Source organism: Pseudoalteromonas sp. 10-33, assembly GCF_001469195.1.
Classification (GTDB): domain Bacteria; phylum Pseudomonadota; class Gammaproteobacteria; order Enterobacterales; family Alteromonadaceae; genus Pseudoalteromonas.
In genome coordinates, this window is record NZ_LOFI01000011.1 from 26383 (window position 1) to 46205 (window position 19823).

Genomic DNA, 19823 nt, shown 5'->3' on the forward strand with positions numbered 1-19823 from the left:
ATATTTATCATAATCAAAACAATAGGCACTAAAGTCTATTTAAGCAAGATAGCTAATACTTAGAGAGGAAATATAAAAATACAGGTAAGGTATTGAGCAAGGTTAAATAAATATCAAATGGCGCTCTCGGTAGGGATCGAACCTACAACTCAGCCTCCGGAGGGCCACGTGATATCCATTTCACCACGAGAGCACATTTGCTGCCGCCACATCAACTCGCGATATCAATGTATTAGCATGCGCCAATGATAAAGCCATCTTTACACAAATGCTAGCGACATTAGTTTATATGATTATTAATTAGGCACTTTTAAAGAAAACATGTGACTATTTTATAAAAACGCGTTATTTATTAATATTCGATAAAAATAGTTACGCTTTAGCAACATTTTAACTATCATTGTCACAGAAATAAAAATATTTAATGAGAGGAAGTAATAATGAGTTTGATGTCTACTGAGCAAGTTGCTGAGTTTTTAGGTGTAAAAGAAGAGCGCGTAAAACGTCTTGCACGTGAAAGTTTATTAATCGCTAAGTCAGAGGATGAAAACGGCGAACCGCAGTTTGATGCAGATGAAGTAGCGAAATATAAAGAATTAGCAGCGCGTTTTGGTGGCCTTTAAAAGCCACATGCTGCACTAAATTTTAGCAGCTGCGCGCGTAATTTTTTTGCTGGAGCTCTTATGTCGCGCTGCTCATACCAACCGATACTTAAAACCAAAAATAAAAGCTTATAACAATTAAGCTTATCCGTTGATTTCACAAACCCTACTTGTTCATCTTTATATTTAACGTAACTATCTAATAGCGCGTTATCAACCTGTTCATTGAGCTCAAAACTAATACTTAGTGCGGCCAAATCAAAATACACGTCGTTTGTTTTCGCGTACTCAAAATCAATTAAGTATGCGCCTGACTCATTCACTATTATATTGTCTTTAATTAAATCATTATGGCAAAAGCCAAGCTCAATAGGCATAGCTGTAATAAAGTTAACCGCTGCATTAATTTTTTGCTGATACTTAATATACACAGATGAACATTTATAGCCGTTTAGCTCTTGGGCTATATCCATAGGCTCAGTGACAATCGAGTAAGCATGAACAGCAGCAAGCTTTTTAATAACATCATCGATTAATAAGTCAGTTGCGGTGCTACCGTCAAAGTAATGAAATACAGCAAGCAGGTTTTGTTTATCAAGCCATACGGGGGAAGGACATATATTCGACGCACTCAGAATACGCTGCGCCTCTAAGGCATTTTCTGGCCAATGGTCTTTGTAACGCTTTAATAAATACTTCCCTTGAATGGTATTTATTAATACGTTTTCGTTGCTTAAACCTTGTGATAAAGGCACATGTGAAATAACGTCCCTTGGCGCTATAAACGCACGACATTTGTTTATAAGCCCAGTGTAATCACTCATAAATTAAAGCTGTGCGAGTGGCTTAGCTTGGCTTTGCTCGTATTCTTCGTACCAAGTTTTAAAGCCCCACCCTGCCATAATGGTGTAGAACACAAAAAGCGCTAACGTTGGGTAATAGCCTTTCTCGTAATATAAATACATAGAGGCTGCATCTATGACTATCCAGTACAGCCAGTTTTCAAGAATTTTTTTCGCAACTAAATAAGTCGTCACAACGGCAAAACAGGTTGTAAAGCTATCGAGGTAGGCAAAATCAGCATGTGTATAGTTAGTCATAAAATACCCAATGCCTGTTGCCGCAATAGAGGTAAGTATGATTAAAAGCGCATGACGTTCCATAGACCAAGAACTAATACTCAGGTTGTTATTATTAGCTTTACCTTTTCGCCACACAACCCAGCCAAATACAGCCATATACATGTAATAAAAGTTGAGTAATGACTCCATTAGCAATGCGCCATTCCAATACATAATAGTATAAATTAGCGTACTAAAAAACGCAGCAGGCCAGCACCACAGGCTTTCTTTTATCGCCAACAATAAATAAGCAATTGATAACACAACCGCAATATATTCCCAGTGCGACATGGCAGTAAAACCGCTTAACGTTTTTGTTATAAATTCCATAGTGTGCTGTTACCGTTAAATTGTGGCGAAAAAACTACTGAGGCGATAAATCGCCAGACAAAAACTTACACACAAAAATAGCTTTGCCAAACTCTTCGTATGAACGTTTAATTTCGGTATTGAGTACTTGCATCACTAAATCATAATCGCCAAAAATTTGTGTCGATAGTGTATTAGTAATCACTTTTAAACCATCGTATTCGTTTAATCGATCAATAAAGCCTTTGATAAAAGGAATGTAATCTTGGTGAAGTGGGTACTTACTAATCTCTACTGATAATTTCATTATTAACCCTATGGTTTGAGTGCCTAGTTATATCGTGTCATTCAATGCTAGAGCCGCTACTAAATACAGTGTAAAATCGCTTTAATACTCAATTACAATGAGCGTAATATGGCACGCAGAATAACCTATAAATTTAAAAACCAACCACGCGAAATAAATTTTGCTAAAGATAAATACCACGACATGTATCAAGCAATTGCTGCTGCCGAAGGCATTGATTTAACGAATTACTTAAGCATGGTACAGCAAATAGAAATGACCTCTAAAGGGTCAGCTTCTGTTCGTAACTTTCGTGATCAAGAATTTGCCCGCATGGGCTTTAGTGATATTTACTTTATTAAAGAGTAATTATCACTATTTAATTATGGCTGATACTCATAACTTACGCGCGGTGTAATATTACACAAAAGCTCGTAAGGAATGGTATCGGCGCACTGTGCTATTTCTTCTACTGGTAGCTCTGGGCCCCACATTGTGACTCTGTCGCCTACTTTTATGTTGTGCTCGTTTTGGCCTATGTCTACGCTAATCATATCCATTGCCACACTACCTACAATACCATAGCGCTGCTTGCCAATAACCACTGGTGTACCCTCTTTTGCATGTCGCGGGTAACCGTCACCATATCCCATAGCAACCACAGCTAACTGAGTCGCTTTATCGCTTTTCCAACGCCCACCATATCCTACGGCCTCGTTAGCTGGAACATGGCGCACTGCTATAACACGTGTCGTTAAACGCATAACGGGTTTAAGCTGGTGCTGCTCACCCAATGCGTTTGCCATAGGTGATACCCCATATAACATTAAACCAGGGCGTACCCAATCGCCATGAGCATTCGGCCAAGCAATAATGCCTGCCGAGTTAGATAAGCAATGTGCTTGGTTAATATTATTTACTAGGCAGTCAAACTGTGAAATTTGCTGTGCTGTCTTGGTGTTATTTACATCGTCCGCGCATGCAAAGTGGGTCATTAAATTAACGGTGTTATTGGCATTGGGTGTTTTTTGCAGGCGCTTATAAAATTCATCAAACTGCTCTGGGGCAATACCCAGGCGATGCATGCCGGTATTTACTTTAAGCCAGCACAATAAAGGCGCTTCAAGCTCAGCCTCTTCCAAAGCGGCAAGCTGATACTCATCATGAATAATAGTTTGAAAGTTATTGGCCAATAAAATAGGTAAATCGTCTTTATTAAAAAAGCCTTCAAGTAACACAATCGGTTTTGTTAACCCGCCAGCTCGAAGCGCTAAAGCTTCATCTATACGTGCTACTGCAAATGCGTCTGCATCATTTAAATGTTGTGCAATTTTAACCAAACCATGGCCATAAGCATTGGCTTTTAATACCGCCATAACTTTACTGTTTGGTGCAAAACGCTTTACCTGCGCTAAATTATGCGCAAGTGCCGTTAAATTAATTTCAGCAGTCGCTAAGCGCATTAATACTCGTCATCCATCGCAGGACCTGCGTAGTTATCAAAGCGAGAAAACTGCCCTTGGAACGTCAAGCGCACCTTACCAATTGGACCGTTACGCTGTTTACCTATGATGATTTCGGCGATGCCTTTTTCAGTACTGTCTTCGTTGTAGACTTCATCACGGTATATAAACATGATTAAATCGGCATCCTGCTCTATCGAGCCAGATTCACGTAAATCTGAGTTAATTGGGCGTTTATCAGCACGTTGCTCAAGCGTACGGTTTAGCTGCGAAAGTGCAACAACCGGACATTTTAATTCTTTTGCTAGTGACTTAAGAGAGCGTGAAATTTCTGCAATTTCAAGGGTTCTGTTATCCGACAAGCTCGGCACACGCATAAGCTGAAGGTAATCAACCATGATCATACTGATACCACCATGATCGCGCGCAATACGACGTGCACGTGAGCGAACATCGGTAGGTGTTAACCCTGATGCATCATCAACGTACATTTTACCTTTTTCCATCAACAAGCCCATGGTTGATGAAAGACGCGCCCAATCATCATCGTCTAGCTGACCAGTACGTACCTTAGTTTGGTTAATACGACCAAGTGATGCCAGCATCCTCATCATGATTTGCTCAGAGGGCATCTCTAATGAGTAAATAAGCACAGGCTTGTCTTGTGTCATTGCCGCATGCTCTGCAAGGTTCATCGCAAAGGTGGTTTTACCCATTGAAGGACGTGCTGCAACAATAATTAAATCTGAAGGCTGTAAGCCTGTGGTCATTTTATCTAAGTCAGCATAGCCGGTACTTACGCCTGTTACACCATCTTGCGGAGATTGGTATAGCTCTTCTATTTTATCAACAGTTTTTTCGAGTATGTTGTGTATGCTTTGCGGACCTTCGGTGCTTTTTGAACGCTGCTCAGCAATTTTAAATACTTTACTCTCGGCAAAATCTAATAAGTCATGGCTTGTGCGCCCTTCGGTATTAAAACCGGCCTCGGCTATTTCATTTGCTACACCAATCATTTCACGCACAACCGCACGCTCTCGCACAATATTAGCGTATGCATCGATATTAGCGGCACTCGGTGTATTTTTGGCTATTTCGGCTAAGTAAGCAAAACCACCAATTCCTGCCAGTTTATTATTTTTTTCAAGGCTTTCAGAAATCGTAATTAAATCGATTGGATCACCCAACTCTGCAAGCTCTGTCATTGCTTCAAAAATCAGCTTGTGCGTGCGAGTATAAAAATCTTGAGATACAACAAGTTCGGCCACGCGGTCATATGCTTGGTTATCAAGCATTAAGCCACCTAAAACAGATTGTTCAGCTTCTATTGAATGGGGAGGAACTTTAAGGGTATCGACTTGCTTATCTGGTTTGGCCATAACTTCACAGTACTAAAATTGAATGGCTCTATTCTATCGACTTGCCGGGGTTGTGCAAATAGCAAAGCAGGAAATCTTTTCCTGCTTTTTGTAACTCAAAAGTTTACGATTTACTTTTTAAGCTCAATACGGCCACTTATAGTATCCATTTCAACGTCTGCATTGCCGCCATTAATAACAAACTCAAGCTCACTGGCTGGGCCATATTTGGCTTTTTTTACTTTGTCATCGCTAAGCTCATTAATAATTTTGCCATTGGCATGGGCTTCAATCTCAAATTTAGCCGATACATTAGTAGGGAAGAAAAACTCTGCATCGCCACTTACTGATTCGAAACGTACATCTGCACTGTCCAGTAGCTCACCAATACGAACTTCAGCTTCACCATTTACAGTGTTTATACGTAGGTTTTTGATGCTAGCCAGCTTAAAGTTTATGTCACCGTTCACATTTTCAAGACGAACATCGCTCGCGCTTGATGACGACTTAATATCACCATTCACAGCGCTAAAGCGTAACTCACCACTAGACTGTTCATCATTTATTTCGCCATTTACCGTTTCAAATTGAATATTACCGCTCAGGCTTTGTGCATTCACATCACCGTTAACGCTGGTTAGCTTAATATTACCTGCTAAATTTTGTGCGGTAATTTCACCATTAACCACATTTACTTCTGCACCATTTTTAAGTGCTTTAGCTATTACCGATACATTAACACCACGAAAGTCTAATGCGCTGCTATGCGGCATAAAAATAGTTAGTTTAGAGCCATCGCCATTACTGCCCCAGCCCATTTTACGTGGCATTTTCACAACAAAATATGTATTGTCGCCTCTTGTTTCGAGCTCAAAACCTTCTGCCTTATCGTCAAGCTCGCCCACTACTTTAAACTCGCTTTTATCCCAACCAGCAATACTTACATCACCACGCTGATTCTCAATAAAAACAGTACCCTCTTTTGGCACCTCTATTTGTTTATCAATTTTTTCTCCTGCAAGTACAGCAAGTGGAAATAAGCTTAATCCTAGTAAAATTGCTTTCATGTTTTTCTCCTAAATACTTTGCCAACGAGGTGCATGCACCTTATTAATCAAATCAAGTTGTTGTTGATAAATCTGCGCTAACATTGTTAGCAATGCCTGGTTTTGGGGTTCGTTTTTAAGTGCTTGCTTAATGGCATACTCTGCCTCCTCAAGCTCTTGTAATTGTGTTTGCCAATTATCGGTTAAGGCGTCTTGATTTTTATACTGCACCAGTAAGCTTTGCTTTTGCTGTGCAAAATAGTCACTTATGGCCACAACCGGTTGTGGTTTAGGGTTGATTACAAACATATTGAGCGCCACTAGTGCAGCGACGATACATGCCGCCATTGCGCTTAACTTTGGCCATAAAGTAACGGCTGATTGCTCAGGCTCATTGGTATTTACAATGGCTCTTTCTATACCTGCCCACAGATCTTTTTGTGGCGTTATCTCTTTATCAAGCGTGTTTAATGATTTATCTAAAAAGTCGTCAAAGTTTGGTTTATTCATTTTCATACCACTCTTGTAATAACTGCCTTGCTCGATGATATTGTGACTTGCTTGATCCAACGGCAATACCCAACTGCTCTGCTATTTCTTCATGTCGATAACCTTCTACCGCAAACAATACAAACACCATGCGTGCACGCTCAGGTAACCTAACAATTAGCTTATCTAAGCCGTTTAAGCCTTTACAGTCTTTAGCCGATTGCTCATCCATACCGCCTTGTTCAATGCTAACGACTTTTTGTACCCAGCTCTTTTGTTTACGTAAGTAGTTAATCGCAATATTACTCGCCACACTGTATAACCAAGTAGAAAACTGCGAACGACCATCAAACATTGCTATTTTGTGCCACACCTGAACAAACACTTCTTGCGCAGCATCCTCAGCGTGTGACTGATCAGCTAATAAGCGCAAGCACAAACCGTAAACGCGTTTAATATGCAATTGGTAAAGCATTGTGTATGCACTTTGATCACCCGACTTTACGCGCTCAATCAATGCATTTTCGCATTCAGCGGGTTGATCGGGTTTAACGTGTAACATCCGTGATATCACCTTTTAATTATTATGGTATTGGTACCATTTCCAGTGTATTGATAAGTTAGACGCAATAACAGCGGTAAAAGGTTTGAATGAAATGAAAATAAATTTAAAGAATTTAAATTCTAAGTAAGAAGAGTATTAGGAGGCAGTACCACATTAATAAAAAAAACTGAATTTTAGGCACAAAAAAGCCGTGCTAAAAGCACGGCTTTTGTCGCTTAATTAAAAATTAAGCTTCAGCGATTACGATTACTTTGATAGTAGCCGTTACGTCTGTGTGAACAGAAATTGATACGTCAAATTCACCAGTCTCACGGATAGTACCTAGAGGCAAACGAACTTCTGACTTAGCAACTTCAACACCAACAGCTGAGATAGCGTCAGCGATGTCACGAGTACCGATTGAACCGAATAACTTACCTTCGTCACCAGCTTTAGATACTAAAGTAACTTCTGCTAATGCTTCTAGTTTTTCAGCGCGTGCTTGTGCAGCAACTAACTGTTCAGCGATTTTCGCTTCAAGTTCTGCGCGACGAGCGTCAAACGTTTCAATGTTAGCTTTAGTCGCAGGAACTGCCTTACCTTGAGGGAAAAGGAAGTTACGTGCGAAACCAGATTTAACTACAACCTGTTCACCTAGGCTACCTAGGTTAGCGATCTTATCTAGTAGAATAACTTGCATGTTTCTACACCTTTTAAAAACTGTTAATCCGCTGCTTACTTATGTAAGTCAGTGTATGGAAGAAGGGCTAAGTAGCGAGCACGCTTAATAGCAGTTGCTAGCTGGCGCTGGAATTTAGCGCTAGTACCTGTAATACGGCTAGGTACGATTTTGCCACTTTCTGTAACATAGTTTCTAAGAGTAGCTAGATCTTTGTAATCGATTTGTTGTACGCCTTCCGCTTTAAAGCGGCAGAACTTACGACGTCTGAAATAACGTGCCATGAGATTAATTCCTCAAATAATTCTTTCTATATGCTGAGCATGCAAAACCAATTGGCTAAGGCCGTTACGACCTTCGTGGCGATTTAAAAAACCACTCACTTGCAATGCCTGCCCAACGTGCAAATGTTGAGTCTGTTGTTGCATTTGCTTTCCACTGGCAACAACCTGAAGCTTTACATAACTATTACGGTTAAGGTCTGCTTCGGTTTGCATCGATTTATGTTCTAAAACAAAAATGCAATGCGGGATGCCAGCAGGGCTTTGGCTTAACTTGGGTGTTTTACAAACTACCCCAGATAAAACCAGCTGATTCATAAAAGGGCTAACCATTTATATTTACCGCCAGTTAAACGCCATGCTTGGACTCAAAACAATTAAGCAGCTGGTGCTTCTTTCTTCTCTTCTCTTGCAAGAGGAGACGCTTCAGTTACTGCAGATTTAGTGCGGATAACTAAGTTACGAAGCACTGCATCGTTGTAGCGGAAAGTAGTTTCTAGCTCGCTGATTACTTCAGTAGGTGCTTCAACGTTCATAAGAACATAATGAGCTTTATGAAGCTTGTTAATTGGGTAAGCCAATTGACGACGGCCCCAATCTTCAAGACGGTGGATTGAACCACCAGCTTCAGTGATAGAACCAGTATAACGTTCGATCATACCAGCAACTTGCTCACTCTGATCTGGGTGAACCATGAATACGATTTCGTAATGACGCATGGATATTCCTTACGGTTAATAGAGCCTTCTACCGTTTCGGCCGGTCGGTTTAAGGCAAGGAATTAATAGTTTAAAAGCCGAAATGAGCGCGCATTTTACGCTTAGTAGGATAATTAAGCAAGCAGGTTTTTTAAGCTTTAATAGATAAGTGTTAAAGCCACTAACATGGCATTACTATCCGCCCGTTTTATATCAACTGCTGCAATAAAGCTAAGTGTTTTGGGGTTTGTTAGTAGACGCCGAGCTTACTCGCATGAAAACGCAGCTTTAATAACTTAAACTTTACGCTTTCATCTTAAACATAAACATTTACTCAAATCTAAAGCCGTGCAATTATTAAGCAACACATTATTAAATAAGGATATTTATGAAACTCTTATTATCGCTTGCCTTGATACTTACTTTTAGCACCTCTTTTTTTAGCTATTCAAACACCGCTACAACCGATATAACCGTTGGTAAAAAAGTTGTTCTACAATCAAAAATACTTAACGAAGATAGACCAATCAGAATTTTTATACCTGACACTGTAAAAGACGACCAACCACTTTATGTTATTTATTTACTTGATGGTGTTGAGCACTTTCATACGGCGTCTGGCGTTATAAAATCCCTTGTTGATTACGAGCAAATACCTAATGCCATGCTTGTTGCTATTGATACAACTAACCGCGTTCGTGATTACTTACCTAAAGTAGAAGGTGAGCCTAAAACTGAGTTTCAAACCTTTGTTAAAAATAAATGGCCGGAGGCTGGGCAAACCGACAACTTTTTAAAGTTTGTGTCTGACGAACTCATGCCCTACATAAACAGTAATTACTCAACTAACGGCTACAGCACTTTAATTGGTCACTCTAATGCAGGTACATTAGCGCTTTATACTTTAGTTAATCAGCCTGAATTATTTAACAACTACATCGCTATAAGCCCAAACAGTTGGTGGAGTGATGAAGAGTTAAAAAATAACATTCTTAAATACACTAAACAGCCTAAAGGCGCCCAAGCGTTATTTATTAGTGTAGCGAGTGAAGGCGCGCGTTTTTATACAGGCGCATTAAATACGTTAGTCAATTTAGAACAACAAATGCCCACACAGCTTAAATGGGAATATAAGCATTACCCTACTTTTAGTCATATGGGCACTATACTTCCAGCCCTTAGCGATAGCCTTATTCACCTATTTAGCGACCTGATATTTAAAGTAACTGACGAGCACGGAAAATTCGCTGATGTATCGCTTATTACAGGTTACTATCAAGCACTGAGTGATAAGTACGGATTTGAGCTTAAAATTCCACAAGATGTGTACGTAGAGTTTGCCCATAGCCAGCAAAAATTTGGCAACACAAAAAAAGCGATAACTACCCTTATACACTTTACTCGCGATTACCCTAATGCCGCTTACTCCCACATGCGGTTATCGCAAGGCTATACTGCAAATAAGCAGTTTAAGGAAGCCGTTACTAGCATGAAACATGCACTAAAGCTTGCTAAACAAAACTCGCGTGACCCACTCTTAATCGATGCACTGCAAGATATGGTGAATGAAGCACAAGCCAATTTGTAACTGATTTAACGCAAAGCGCTTTTTAACTAACGATAGTAATTATGAGCGATGCTCGCGCGTCAGCAAGCTAAACGCCTACAGTTAGAACCAAACTCGGTATTAAGATTTATTGTAGACGCCGAGCTTGCTCGCGTGAAAAGCGCAGCTTTTAATTTATTTAAAGCCGCTTAAAAATAAAAACCCGATGTTTAAACTAAACATCGGGTTTTATTGAAAGCTGACTGCTAAAAACTGACCACTTACTTTCTCGTTTGGTTTCGCTTCGCTCTTCACAACCTATTTATTTACCAATCGCCTCTTTGGCGAATAGGTTTTTTATTGGGCCTAGGTTATCAACGAGTGACAGCCCAACTCCGCGTATTAGCTTTTTAACCGGGTTAGCACCTTCAAATAACTCTTTAAGCCCCTGCATCATGGCTATGTGTTTTTGTGCGTCGAGCTTGCGGGTACGCTCGTAATCACGAAGCGTGCGGGTGCTGGCAAATTCTTTACTATCACTTGTCAGCAGCTCAATTAAATACGCGGCGTCTTTTAGGCCTAGGTTCATACCCAGCCCTGCCAATGGGTGAATGGTGTGCGCTGCATCACCCATTAATACCACCTTGCCGCTCACCCATTGCTGGGCGTAACGCATTTTAAGTGGAAATGCTACGCGTTTACTTTGCACTTCACATAAACCGCATTGCCCATCTATTGCAGCCATTACCGCTTTATTAAAGGCGGTGTCGTCCATTGCTAACAAATCATCACAATGGTTGGGGCTGGTAGACCATACAATTGAATGGGTATGCTCATCGCTCAATGGTAAAAACGCTAGCGGCCCCGTTGGTAAAAACACTTGGCGAGCAGTATTGTCGTGTGACTCTTTAGTTTTAACTGTTGCGACTAACGCATGGTGGTCGTAATCTTTAAAGCTGAGCGCCATATTAAATTGTTTGCGAATAGCTGAATTTGCGCCATCAGCCGCCACCAGCAGCTTAGCAATAATAGGCTCGCCGCTTTTAAGGGTTATAAATACATCTGATTCACCCTGGTGTATTTGCTGATACTCGGTATCAAACATTAGCGTTGCACTACTTTGCTGCTCAAGCGCTTTTATAAGTGCAAAGCGAATAATGTCGTTTTCAACTATATGCCCTAAATGATCAAGCTCAAGTTGTTCGTTATTAAAGGTTATTCTACCAAAGCTGTCCGCATCATGAACATCCATATGCGTATAGGCACACGCTCGCTCTGCGATTATGTGTGGCCATACGTTTAGCTGCTCTAATAATGTTTGGCTTGCAATACTCAATGCGCTTACGCGTAATCCGTATTCATTATTTGGAGGGGCTTGTGTTGATGCCGCATCGAGTACCACTACACTAATATTAGCCTTAGCTAAACCCAGAGCTAACGTTAGCCCTACGCAACCACCACCAACAATACAAACCTGTGTTTGCTTCATAAACGTGAACCTTGTTTAACTTGCCCCATTAGCTGTTTTGCTAATGGGGCTTTTAATGCGGGAAATAAATCCATCGAAAACAAACCAATACTGCGACCTAGCGCTAATACTCGAGATGAATTTGAAAATAACCTCACTAATGCATCAGTTAAGGTCATCACCGTATTTATATCTTGGCGGCGCAACTGTTCGTACTCGCGTGTAAACGCATAGCTCCCTAACTCATTAGGGCTATTGGCAATTAAGTCACTCAGTACTTGTACATCACGCAGGCCTAAATTAAAGCCTTGCCCCGCAATAGGATGAATAGCATGGGCAGCATTACCAATAACCACCGTTCGATGAGCTATTAGCGATTCGGCTTGCCCATAAACCAGCGGGTAGCTTGCGCGCATGCCTACTTTAACAAATTGCCCTGCGCGGTAACCAAAGGCTGATTGTAATGCACTTAAGAACTCGATTTCATTTAAAGCCATATACGAATCGGTTTGGCTTTTTTCCATACACCATACTAATGAATAACGGTTGTTACTCATTGGCAATAGTGCCATTGGGCCATGCTGGGTAAAGCGCTCAAAGGCATGGTTATTATGTCCTGCAGCTACTTCTATATTGGCGATAATAGCGCCTTGCTCATAAGGCTGGGTATTAAAATTAAGGCCCATTAGTTGGCGTGTGGGAGATTGCGCGCCATCGGCTACAATAATTAGCTTAGCGTTAAGTTGTTCGCCACTTTGCAAAGTCAGTACGTTGCTATACAACGTTTGTTTTATATCGGTTACGCTATCGGGGCAAAATAAACTCATGTTTGATTGCACTAATCGCTGATAAAGCGCGCGCCCAAACGGATTAACCTCAACAACATACCCTAAAGAGGGTTTAGCAAATTCATCACACTGTATATGGGTTTTACCAAAATGCCCTTTATCAGACACGCTGACGTTTTTTATGGCCGCTGCATAGGGAGCATTTATTTCAAATAAATTGAGGCTTTGTAAATACTCTACCGATTGCTGGGCAAGTGCGATGCTTCTGTCATCAAAGCTTGGGTGATAATCGGTGGTTACCTGATTTGCTTCAATCACTGCAATATTTAAGCTGGGATTTTTTTTACTTATACTCAGTGCACAACTCGCGCCGACTAAACCACCACCAATTACTACAACATCAAACTGCTTAGCCACTTTACTCTCCAAGCTTATGCGTTTTTAGCGCTTTGCATTAGCGCTTCTATTTCACTGATTGTTTTAGGCACGCTAATGGTTAAGTTGTCGAAGCCCGACTCGGTAACGAGTAAGTTATCTTCAATACGAATACCAATACCTTTGTATTTTTGTGGCGCGTTTGAATCTTCGCTAATGTAAAGCCCAGGCTCTATAGTTAAAACCATCCCGGGTTCAAATGCTCGCTCAACATTATTTATTTTATAGTCGCCTACGTCGTGCACATCTAACCCCAGCCAATGCCCAAGGCCATGCATGTAATAGTCTTTACATGCCTGCTGCGCCATTAGTTCATCAAAGTCGCCGGTTAAAATACCTAAATCAAGCAAACCTTGGGTTAATATTTCCATTGCTAATTTATTGGCATGCGACATAAACCCGCCGGGTTTAATTTCTTCAAAAGCCACTTCTTGTGCTTTAAGTACAATGTTATAAAGCGCGGCTTGCTGTTCGTTAAACTTGCCATTTACGGGAAAAGTACGCGTAATATCGGCGGCATAGCCTTGTAGCTCACAACCTGAGTCAATTAATACTAGGTCGCCATTTTTAAGCACATCGCTATTTTGCGTGTAGTGCAAAATGTTAGCGTTATCACCGCTTCCTACTATTGTGCCGTAAGCTGGATGGGGCGCACCGTTCATTGCGTAATGATGATGAAGCTCTGCTTCTAATTGAAATTCAGTTGCCCCTGCATGTGAGAAACGCATAGCACGCATGTGTCCACGGGCGCTAATCTCACAGGCTTCTCGCATTACCTCTATTTCGCCCGGCGATTTAAACAAACGCATTTCATGAATAAGGCCGCGTATTTCTTTTAACGTACTGGGTGCTTTAAGGCCTTTTCGAGCACCACTTCGCAATGTACCTAATAACGAAAACACTTTACTATCAAATGAAGCATAAGCTCCTTGTGCAAAATAAATCGCATTTTTAGCATTTAGCAGTTCAAGCAGCTGCTCTTCTAAATCACTTAATGGGTAGGCTTTGTCAAATAAATAGTCGCTTTTAGCTTTATCAAAACCAACACGGCGGCCATGCCAAATTTCAGCTAATTTGTCTTTATCAAGGCAAAAAAGGGTACTGGGTGTATCGCTGTTATTACAAAGCACGAGTACAGCATCGGGCTCGTTAAAACCGGTTAAATAAAAAAAGTCGCTGTCTTGTCTAAAAGCATAGTCAGTATCACGGCTTCGCGTGACTTCACTAGCAGCCGGGATCAGCGCAATGCTGTTATCATCCATTTGTGCAAGTAGGCGCTCTCTGCGTGCTTTAAACTCTGACTTTTGTATTTCAACCATTATTAGCTAACCCGTAGTACTTTTTTAATTAAGTTTAGTGAAGCGTTTTTTTATCATTTTGGCTGCTTTGCTCTTTACCCAGCTCAGCAAAACAAAGTAGTGCCGATACACGTACGTATTCAATCACTTCGTGCAGTGCGTTAGCATCTTCTTCAGTTTCTTCGAAAGTCGTATCTAGGCGTGTTATTTCGCTAAAGTCGCTAATAACTTCTTTCACGTCGGCCGACAGCTTACCGTAGTCTTTTTGCTTTAAACCAAAACCAAGCATAAATCCCGATACCCATGATACGAGGCCATTAGCCTGATCGATGAGTGTTTCGTCATCACTTGGTAAAAATAAATCAAACTGAAACTCTTCATCATTAAAGCTTGCAACAACTTGCTTATAAATAGTGCCAAAAAACGTTTTTAAACCGTTACTGAACGATTCACCATCGTTAAATACATCGCTTAAAAGACCTAGGTACTCTTTGTCATCAATGCTTAGACCGCATGCTAATAAACCACTAATAACACCATGCGCTTCGGCAGGAGAGACAAATATTTCGTTTTTTTCTAAAAGTAGTTGGGCTTTTTCGTAATCTGGTAAATCGTTCATAATCAAGTCTTCACTTTGCTAGTTAAAGCAATGCTACCACTCGATAAAAAGCAACTCCAATTAATTGTATGATCAAGCTCAAAAACCACGCAATAAAGTAAACAGTAAGTTAAAGATGCAGAAAAACTAAGCGAATAGCTTAATATTTTACGTTTTGGGTTTAAGGATTGGACTATGTCTTATATACTTAATTTGTTCCCTGGGATACTGGAGCTGGGTTAAGTCCCTGAGCCGATAAATTTTATACCAGGGTTTCTGTTCGTCTACTATTGTGCAAGCTTGGCATGTACCGAGAAGCCTACGGTAAACCGCAGATTCCCGCCCTGAAACCTTCTGGTTTCAGGACTGAAACCGAGTACCGTATCTTGGGGAACATCATTATCTAACTGCGTTCTCACACGAACATTCAAACTTCTTCATCTACCTACGCTTATCCATCTAACGAAAAAAACTCTCAATTTTGTACAGCTAAAAACAAAAAAAGCTGCAGGCAATTAAATACCTACAGCTTTTGTATTAACCCGTTTTAATATTATTTAAACCAGCCCTGAAAACGTTCCATCAACATGTAATTGACTGGGACTAGCAATAAAGTAATAAAGGTCGCAAAAATAATCCCAAACCCTAAGCTTACCGCCATAGGTATTAAAAACTGCGCCTGAGTTGCCTTTTCAAACAGCAATGGCATTAAACCAATAAAAGTGGTTAAACTAGTGAGCATAACCGGTCGAAAACGCGCTACGCCAGCAGTTTTAACCGCTTCCATTAAATCGAGCCCTTCACTGCGCTTCTTATTAATAAAATCAACCAGTACTAACGAGTCATTCACAACCACACCAATTAACGCAAGCATGCCTAGTAAGCTCATTATGGTAAGCTCCATCTCCATTATCCAATGACCGATTACCGCGCCTATCATGCCAAAAGGAATAATACTCATCACCACCAGCGGTTGTAAGTATGATTTAAAGGGAATGGCGAGTAATCCATAAATGACAAAGAAGACAAAGATCATTCCCCACAGTAACGAACCAAACGATTCGCGCTGCTCTTTCGCTTCGCCTTCAAGCGAGTGGCTAACACCTGGGTACTGTTGAACTAACTCATCTAAATAAGCCTTTAAATCGGCTTGTAAAACAGTCATATTGGTATCGGTTTTTTCTACATCTGCCGATACATTAAGCGTACGGTAACGATCAATACGGGTAATAGTTGATGGGCTTTGACCCGGTACTAAAGTGGCTACGTGCGATAACGGCACTCGCCCACCATTAGGCGTTTGTATTAATATATCTTTTAAATCAGCAACTGAGCGTCTTTCATCTATAGGTAAGCGCACCATAACGCGCACATCATCGCGCCCGCGTTGAATGCGTTGCACTTGTACACCAAAAAATGAGTTACGCACTTGCCTTGATACATCAACCCTATTTAGCCCAAGGGCTAATCCTTGCTCTGTTAACTCTATTTGCAGCTCTTCCTTACCGTCAGACATGCTATCGGCAATATCAAATACACTGGGGTACGTCGCTAAACGTTGTTTAATTTGCTCAGCAACAGTTTGAAGTGTGCTAATAGAATTACCCGATAATTGAACATCTATAGGGTTTGAGCTTCGGCCTATCTCAGCTCTGAATGTTAAGCTTTCAGCTCCTGGCACTATGCCTATAAGTTGCCGCCACTCTTTTACCAATTCACGCGAGCCGATATCTGACTCTCGCTGTTCTGCTGGGGTGATTTCAAAGCGCACACTACCCGAGTTAGCAGCCCCTCCTCTTCCACCAGTGCTGGCTAAAATGTTAAGGATAATACTTTGCCCTGTTTCTTCATCTTGATACTTACGCTGAAGCTCTCTGGCTTTATCTGACATATCAATAATGTATTTATTGGTAACTTCAAACGGGGTGCCTGCAGGAAAAGTTAAATTAACGCGTACAGTTTCACTTGGGATACGTGGGAAGAAAATAAACTTAGTCCAACCACTGGTGATCATAGTTAAAATAATTAAAAATACGCCCATAAATAAACTGACTGTAGCCAATTTATTACGCAGTGCTAAACCCAATACCGGTTGATAATATTTTAAAATGGCGTGTTCAAAACCATCTGCAAAACGCTGTTGAAGTTGTTCCAATTTAGAGCCTTCGCCTTTTTGTTGACGCAGTTTGATATATTTTAAATGCGCAGGTAAGACAAATTTAGACTCTATAAGAGAGAATAGTAAAACAGGAATAACCACCACCGGAATTTGCGCAAAAATAGCGCCACGAGCGCCTTCTATAAAACCTAAGGGTAAAAAAGCAGCTACGGTTGTAAGTACACCAAAAGTAACGGGCGTAGCGACTTCTTGAGTCCCTTTTATGGCAGCCTCTTCACCGGATTTAGCTGTTTTCAAGTGGGTATACACGTTTTCCCCAGTGACAATGGCATCGTCCACCACAATCCCCAGCACGAGTATAAAACCGAATAAGCTAATAACATTAATGGTGACACCAAATGCCGCCATTGCCATAAATGCACCCATAAACGAAACCGGGATACCAATAAACACCCAAAACGCAATGGCTGGTCTTAAAAATAAAGTCAGCAATCCCAGTACTAAAATACCACCTTGTAAGGCATTACTAGTCAGTGTTGCAATACGACTCTTTACTACCTCAGAGTCATCATCCCAATAGCTCAGGTAAAACCCTTGCGGTAAATTAGCTTGCTCACTGGTAATATAATTCTTAACTGCATCAGCCACTTCTATCGCACTTTGCGGACCAATACGATACACATCGATAAAAGCCGCTTGCTTACCATTAAAGCGGGTGCGCACGGGGGTTTCTTCAAAGTCATCGTTAATGGTTGCGATATCACTTAAACGAATAATGGTGCCATCAGCCTGGTTTTTTATCACTATGTTGGCAAATTCATCTTTTCGATAGGCTTGCCCTTTTGAGCGAATAAGTACATCACCGCCCTCTGTTTTGAGATTACCGGCAGAAATATCTGAGCTTGAATTAGCAATAGCGCTAGATACTTGTGCCAGGGTTAAATCGTATTGGCGCAGCGTATCTTGGCTTACTTCAATTGCCAGCTCGTAGTTGCGTACGCCGCTTAGTTCAACTTGGGTAATAGCCGGAATTCGCAGCAATTGATCACGTACTTGCTCTGCGTATTCTAAGGTTTCTTTTTCGTTGTAGTCGCTTGAAACTGTAACAGCAATTACTTCACGCTTACGCTGGATTAACCCTATTACTGGTTTTTCTGCATCGGCTGGAAAGGTATTAATGGCATCAACACGGCTTTTTATATCCGCTAACAGTTCACGCTCATCGTAGCCGGTATCAACTTCGACACTGACTTGTGATGATCCCTCTGAAGAGCGACTTGATATTTGTTTAATACCTTCGAGATCTTGTAATGCTTCTTCTATACGTATGGTGACCCCTTTTTCAGCATCTTCAGGGGTTGAACCACGTAAGCTCACGCTAATATTAATCCGATCAGAAACAAACGAAGGGAATACTTCTAAAGGCAATTTAGAAGAAAGGCTGAATAATCCACCCAACACAATACTAATGAGCAGTAAATTGGCAGCCACATGGTTACGAGTAAACCAAGCGATCATGGCTGCTCTCCTCGTTTTTGTGCCTTAGGAGTAGCACCCATTACCTGTACAGGTGTACCTGAACTTACCTGCCCAAGCGGTGTTAACACTAACTGGCTACCAGCTTCTAAACCTTTTTTTACAATGCCTTGCTGTGCATTTTGCCACGCTAATGTGATATTTCTGCGCTGTAATACGTCATTTTCTACTACATAAACATAACTGCCTTGATATATCGCACTATTAGGAATAACGAGTACCTGAGAGGCGACTTTGCCATTAATTTTAGCTTTAACGTATTGGCCTATTTTTACTGGGTATTGATTATCACTGGTTGATTTATAAGGGTCGTTAATTTTAGCCACTACATATAATTGCTGGGCGCTTTCATCTATTGCGCCCTCAGTACGAATAAGTTGGCCTTGCCATTGTTGCTCGCCAATTAAATCAGAAGTGAAGTTAACCGCTGAGCCACGCTGATTTTTGGCACCATCTCGATATTGCTCTGGTAAATTAATAAAAGGCAGATCTTTATTTTTGATTGGTAAGCGTATTTCAACACTGTCAGTGGCATAAATAGTCGCTAACTGCATGTTATTAGACACCACCTGACCTAGGTCGACACTGCGGTTTAATACTCGTCCAGCATAGGGCGCTTTAATTTTAGTGCGCTCAAGATTGAGTTGTGCTTTTTCTAGCTGTGCTTGAGCTGATAAAACCTGTGCTTGGGCTGCTGCTAGCTGCGGCTTTCTAAGCACTAATATGCTTGGTTCAGACTCATTCCCTAAGCGCTGCCAGTCGGTCAATGCTTGGCGACCACGAGCTTGCTCTTCTAACAAACTTTGCTCTGCATTTAATAAGTTAGCTTGTGCAGATTTAACTTCCGCTTTTAAATCGCGATCATCTAGTTGCAATAGCACATCATCTTTGGCAAAAAAGCCACCTTCGCGAAACTGCTCATTTATATCGATAATTTGACCAGAAACTTGAGCCACTAACATACTCTGAGTCCGCGGTTTAACCGTACCAAAACTATCAATTTCAACTGGGTAGTCAATTAACTGTAATGGCTTTACTGCAACATTAATTTTTGCTTTCGGTGGCGCTGAAAAACGTGATGCGGTTGGTGGATTGCCTTTAATAAACATCACTAAAAAAAGTGTAGCTATGATAATAGCGGCAGGAACAATTATTTTTT

Annotated in this window: 21 protein-coding genes, 1 tRNA gene and 1 other RNA gene; 4 read left to right on the plus strand and 19 right to left on the minus strand. The window is 41.0% G+C overall.

The features are described from left to right. Positions 1-118: 118 nt before the first annotated feature. Positions 119-193: transfer RNA gene (locus ATS76_RS07755), tRNA-Arg, on the minus strand. A gap of 247 nt (positions 194-440) precedes the next feature. Here ATS76_RS07755 and ATS76_RS07760 point away from each other — a divergent pair. Beyond that, positions 441-623, plus strand: a complete 183-nt coding sequence (locus ATS76_RS07760) for a hypothetical protein (RefSeq protein ID WP_006793710.1) — start codon at positions 441-443, stop codon at positions 621-623. Here the strand turns inward: ATS76_RS07760 and ATS76_RS07765 are convergent. Genes ATS76_RS07765 through ATS76_RS07775 form a run of 3 tightly spaced genes read right to left on the minus strand, consistent with a single transcriptional unit; the run spans position 620 to position 2339 of the window. Further along, positions 620-1426, minus strand: coding sequence for a phosphotransferase (locus tag ATS76_RS07765; protein ID WP_058551688.1), 807 nt, complete (start codon positions 1424-1426; stop codon positions 620-622). The genes ATS76_RS07760 and ATS76_RS07765 overlap by 4 nt on opposite strands. 3 nt (positions 1427-1429) lie before the next feature. Next, on the minus strand, positions 1430-2053 hold the full coding sequence (gene pnuC, locus ATS76_RS07770) for a nicotinamide riboside transporter PnuC (RefSeq protein ID WP_008131932.1): 624 nt from the start codon (positions 2051-2053) through the stop codon (positions 1430-1432). A gap of 34 nt (positions 2054-2087) precedes the next feature. After that, the gene (locus tag ATS76_RS07775; protein ID WP_006793713.1) at positions 2088-2339 is read right to left on the minus strand and encodes a YkoF family thiamine/hydroxymethylpyrimidine-binding protein; all 252 of its coding nucleotides are present in this window, start codon (positions 2337-2339) and stop codon (positions 2088-2090) included. 108 nt (positions 2340-2447) lie between these two features. Here ATS76_RS07775 and ATS76_RS07780 point away from each other — a divergent pair, with 108 nt between their 5' ends. Then, positions 2448-2687: a DUF2960 domain-containing protein gene (locus ATS76_RS07780; RefSeq protein WP_006793714.1), complete on the plus strand. Its 240-nt coding sequence runs from the start codon at positions 2448-2450 to the stop codon at positions 2685-2687. Between the two features lie 14 nt (positions 2688-2701). Here ATS76_RS07780 and alr read toward each other — a convergent pair whose 3' ends face one another. The 9 genes from alr to rpsF form a co-directional block, all read right to left on the minus strand. Further along, positions 2702-3781, minus strand: a complete 1080-nt coding sequence (alr, locus tag ATS76_RS07785; protein WP_006793715.1) for an alanine racemase — start codon at positions 3779-3781, stop codon at positions 2702-2704. Continuing rightward, a complete protein-coding gene (gene dnaB / locus ATS76_RS07790; protein WP_006793716.1) occupies positions 3781-5160 on the minus strand; it encodes a replicative DNA helicase in 1380 nt (459 codons plus the stop codon). The genes alr and dnaB overlap by 1 nt, the downstream gene beginning before the upstream one ends. A gap of 110 nt (positions 5161-5270) precedes the next feature. Continuing rightward, on the minus strand, positions 5271-6206 hold the full coding sequence (locus tag ATS76_RS07795) for a DUF4097 family beta strand repeat-containing protein (RefSeq protein WP_006793717.1): 936 nt from the start codon (positions 6204-6206) through the stop codon (positions 5271-5273). A 9-nt stretch (positions 6207-6215) separates the two neighbouring features. Continuing rightward, positions 6216-6701: a hypothetical protein gene (locus ATS76_RS07800; RefSeq protein WP_058551689.1), complete on the minus strand. Its 486-nt coding sequence runs from the start codon at positions 6699-6701 to the stop codon at positions 6216-6218. Then, a complete protein-coding gene (locus ATS76_RS07805) occupies positions 6688-7236 on the minus strand; it encodes an RNA polymerase sigma factor (RefSeq protein ID WP_039038449.1) in 549 nt (182 codons plus the stop codon). The genes ATS76_RS07800 and ATS76_RS07805 overlap by 14 nt, the downstream gene beginning before the upstream one ends. Before the next feature lie 229 nt (positions 7237-7465). After that, positions 7466-7918 carry a 50S ribosomal protein L9 gene (rplI, locus tag ATS76_RS07810; RefSeq protein WP_006793720.1) on the minus strand — a complete coding sequence of 151 codons (453 nt, stop codon included), beginning with the start codon at positions 7916-7918 and terminating at the stop codon, positions 7466-7468. A 35-nt stretch (positions 7919-7953) separates the two neighbouring features. After that, complete coding sequence (gene rpsR / locus ATS76_RS07815) at positions 7954-8181, minus strand: 30S ribosomal protein S18 (protein ID WP_006793721.1); 228 nt, start codon at positions 8179-8181, stop codon at positions 7954-7956. Positions 8182-8193: 12 nt separating this feature from the next. After that, a complete protein-coding gene (gene priB / locus ATS76_RS07820) occupies positions 8194-8511 on the minus strand; it encodes a primosomal replication protein N (protein WP_006793722.1) in 318 nt (105 codons plus the stop codon). A gap of 44 nt (positions 8512-8555) precedes the next feature. Continuing rightward, positions 8556-8897, minus strand: coding sequence for a 30S ribosomal protein S6 (gene rpsF, locus ATS76_RS07825; protein ID WP_006793724.1), 342 nt, complete (start codon positions 8895-8897; stop codon positions 8556-8558). A gap of 367 nt (positions 8898-9264) precedes the next feature. Here rpsF and ATS76_RS07830 point away from each other — a divergent pair, with 367 nt between their 5' ends. Continuing rightward, complete coding sequence (locus ATS76_RS07830; protein ID WP_058551690.1) at positions 9265-10464, plus strand: alpha/beta hydrolase-fold protein; 1200 nt, start codon at positions 9265-9267, stop codon at positions 10462-10464. Between the two features lie 280 nt (positions 10465-10744). Here the strand turns inward: ATS76_RS07830 and ATS76_RS07835 are convergent, their stop codons facing one another. The 4 genes from ATS76_RS07835 to ATS76_RS07850 are packed head-to-tail and all read right to left on the minus strand — an operon-like array spanning position 10745 to position 15030. Continuing rightward, complete coding sequence (locus tag ATS76_RS07835) at positions 10745-11911, minus strand: FAD-dependent monooxygenase (protein ID WP_058551691.1); 1167 nt, start codon at positions 11909-11911, stop codon at positions 10745-10747. Then, on the minus strand, positions 11908-13095 hold the full coding sequence (ubiH, locus tag ATS76_RS07840; protein ID WP_058551696.1) for a 2-octaprenyl-6-methoxyphenyl hydroxylase: 1188 nt from the start codon (positions 13093-13095) through the stop codon (positions 11908-11910). The genes ATS76_RS07835 and ubiH overlap by 4 nt, the downstream gene beginning before the upstream one ends. A 14-nt stretch (positions 13096-13109) precedes the next feature. Further along, a complete protein-coding gene (gene pepP, locus ATS76_RS07845) occupies positions 13110-14432 on the minus strand; it encodes a Xaa-Pro aminopeptidase (protein ID WP_058551692.1) in 1323 nt (440 codons plus the stop codon). A gap of 34 nt (positions 14433-14466) precedes the next feature. Continuing rightward, entirely contained in the window at positions 14467-15030 is a 564-nt protein-coding gene (locus ATS76_RS07850) for a UPF0149 family protein (protein ID WP_058551693.1), read from the minus strand. Positions 15031-15223: 193 nt separating this feature from the next. On the opposite strand from ATS76_RS07850, the gene ssrS reads away from it, so the two are divergent. Then, positions 15224-15406, plus strand: a non-coding RNA gene (gene ssrS, locus ATS76_RS19000) — 6S RNA. 156 nt (positions 15407-15562) lie between these two features. Here the strand turns inward: ssrS and ATS76_RS07855 are convergent. Further along, positions 15563-18646, minus strand: coding sequence for an efflux RND transporter permease subunit (locus ATS76_RS07855; RefSeq protein WP_058551694.1), 3084 nt, complete (start codon positions 18644-18646; stop codon positions 15563-15565). Beyond that, positions 18643-19823: efflux RND transporter periplasmic adaptor subunit (locus ATS76_RS07860; RefSeq protein ID WP_082664332.1), on the minus strand; the 1181-nt coding region annotated here is incomplete at its 5' end. The genes ATS76_RS07855 and ATS76_RS07860, both read right to left, overlap by 4 nt.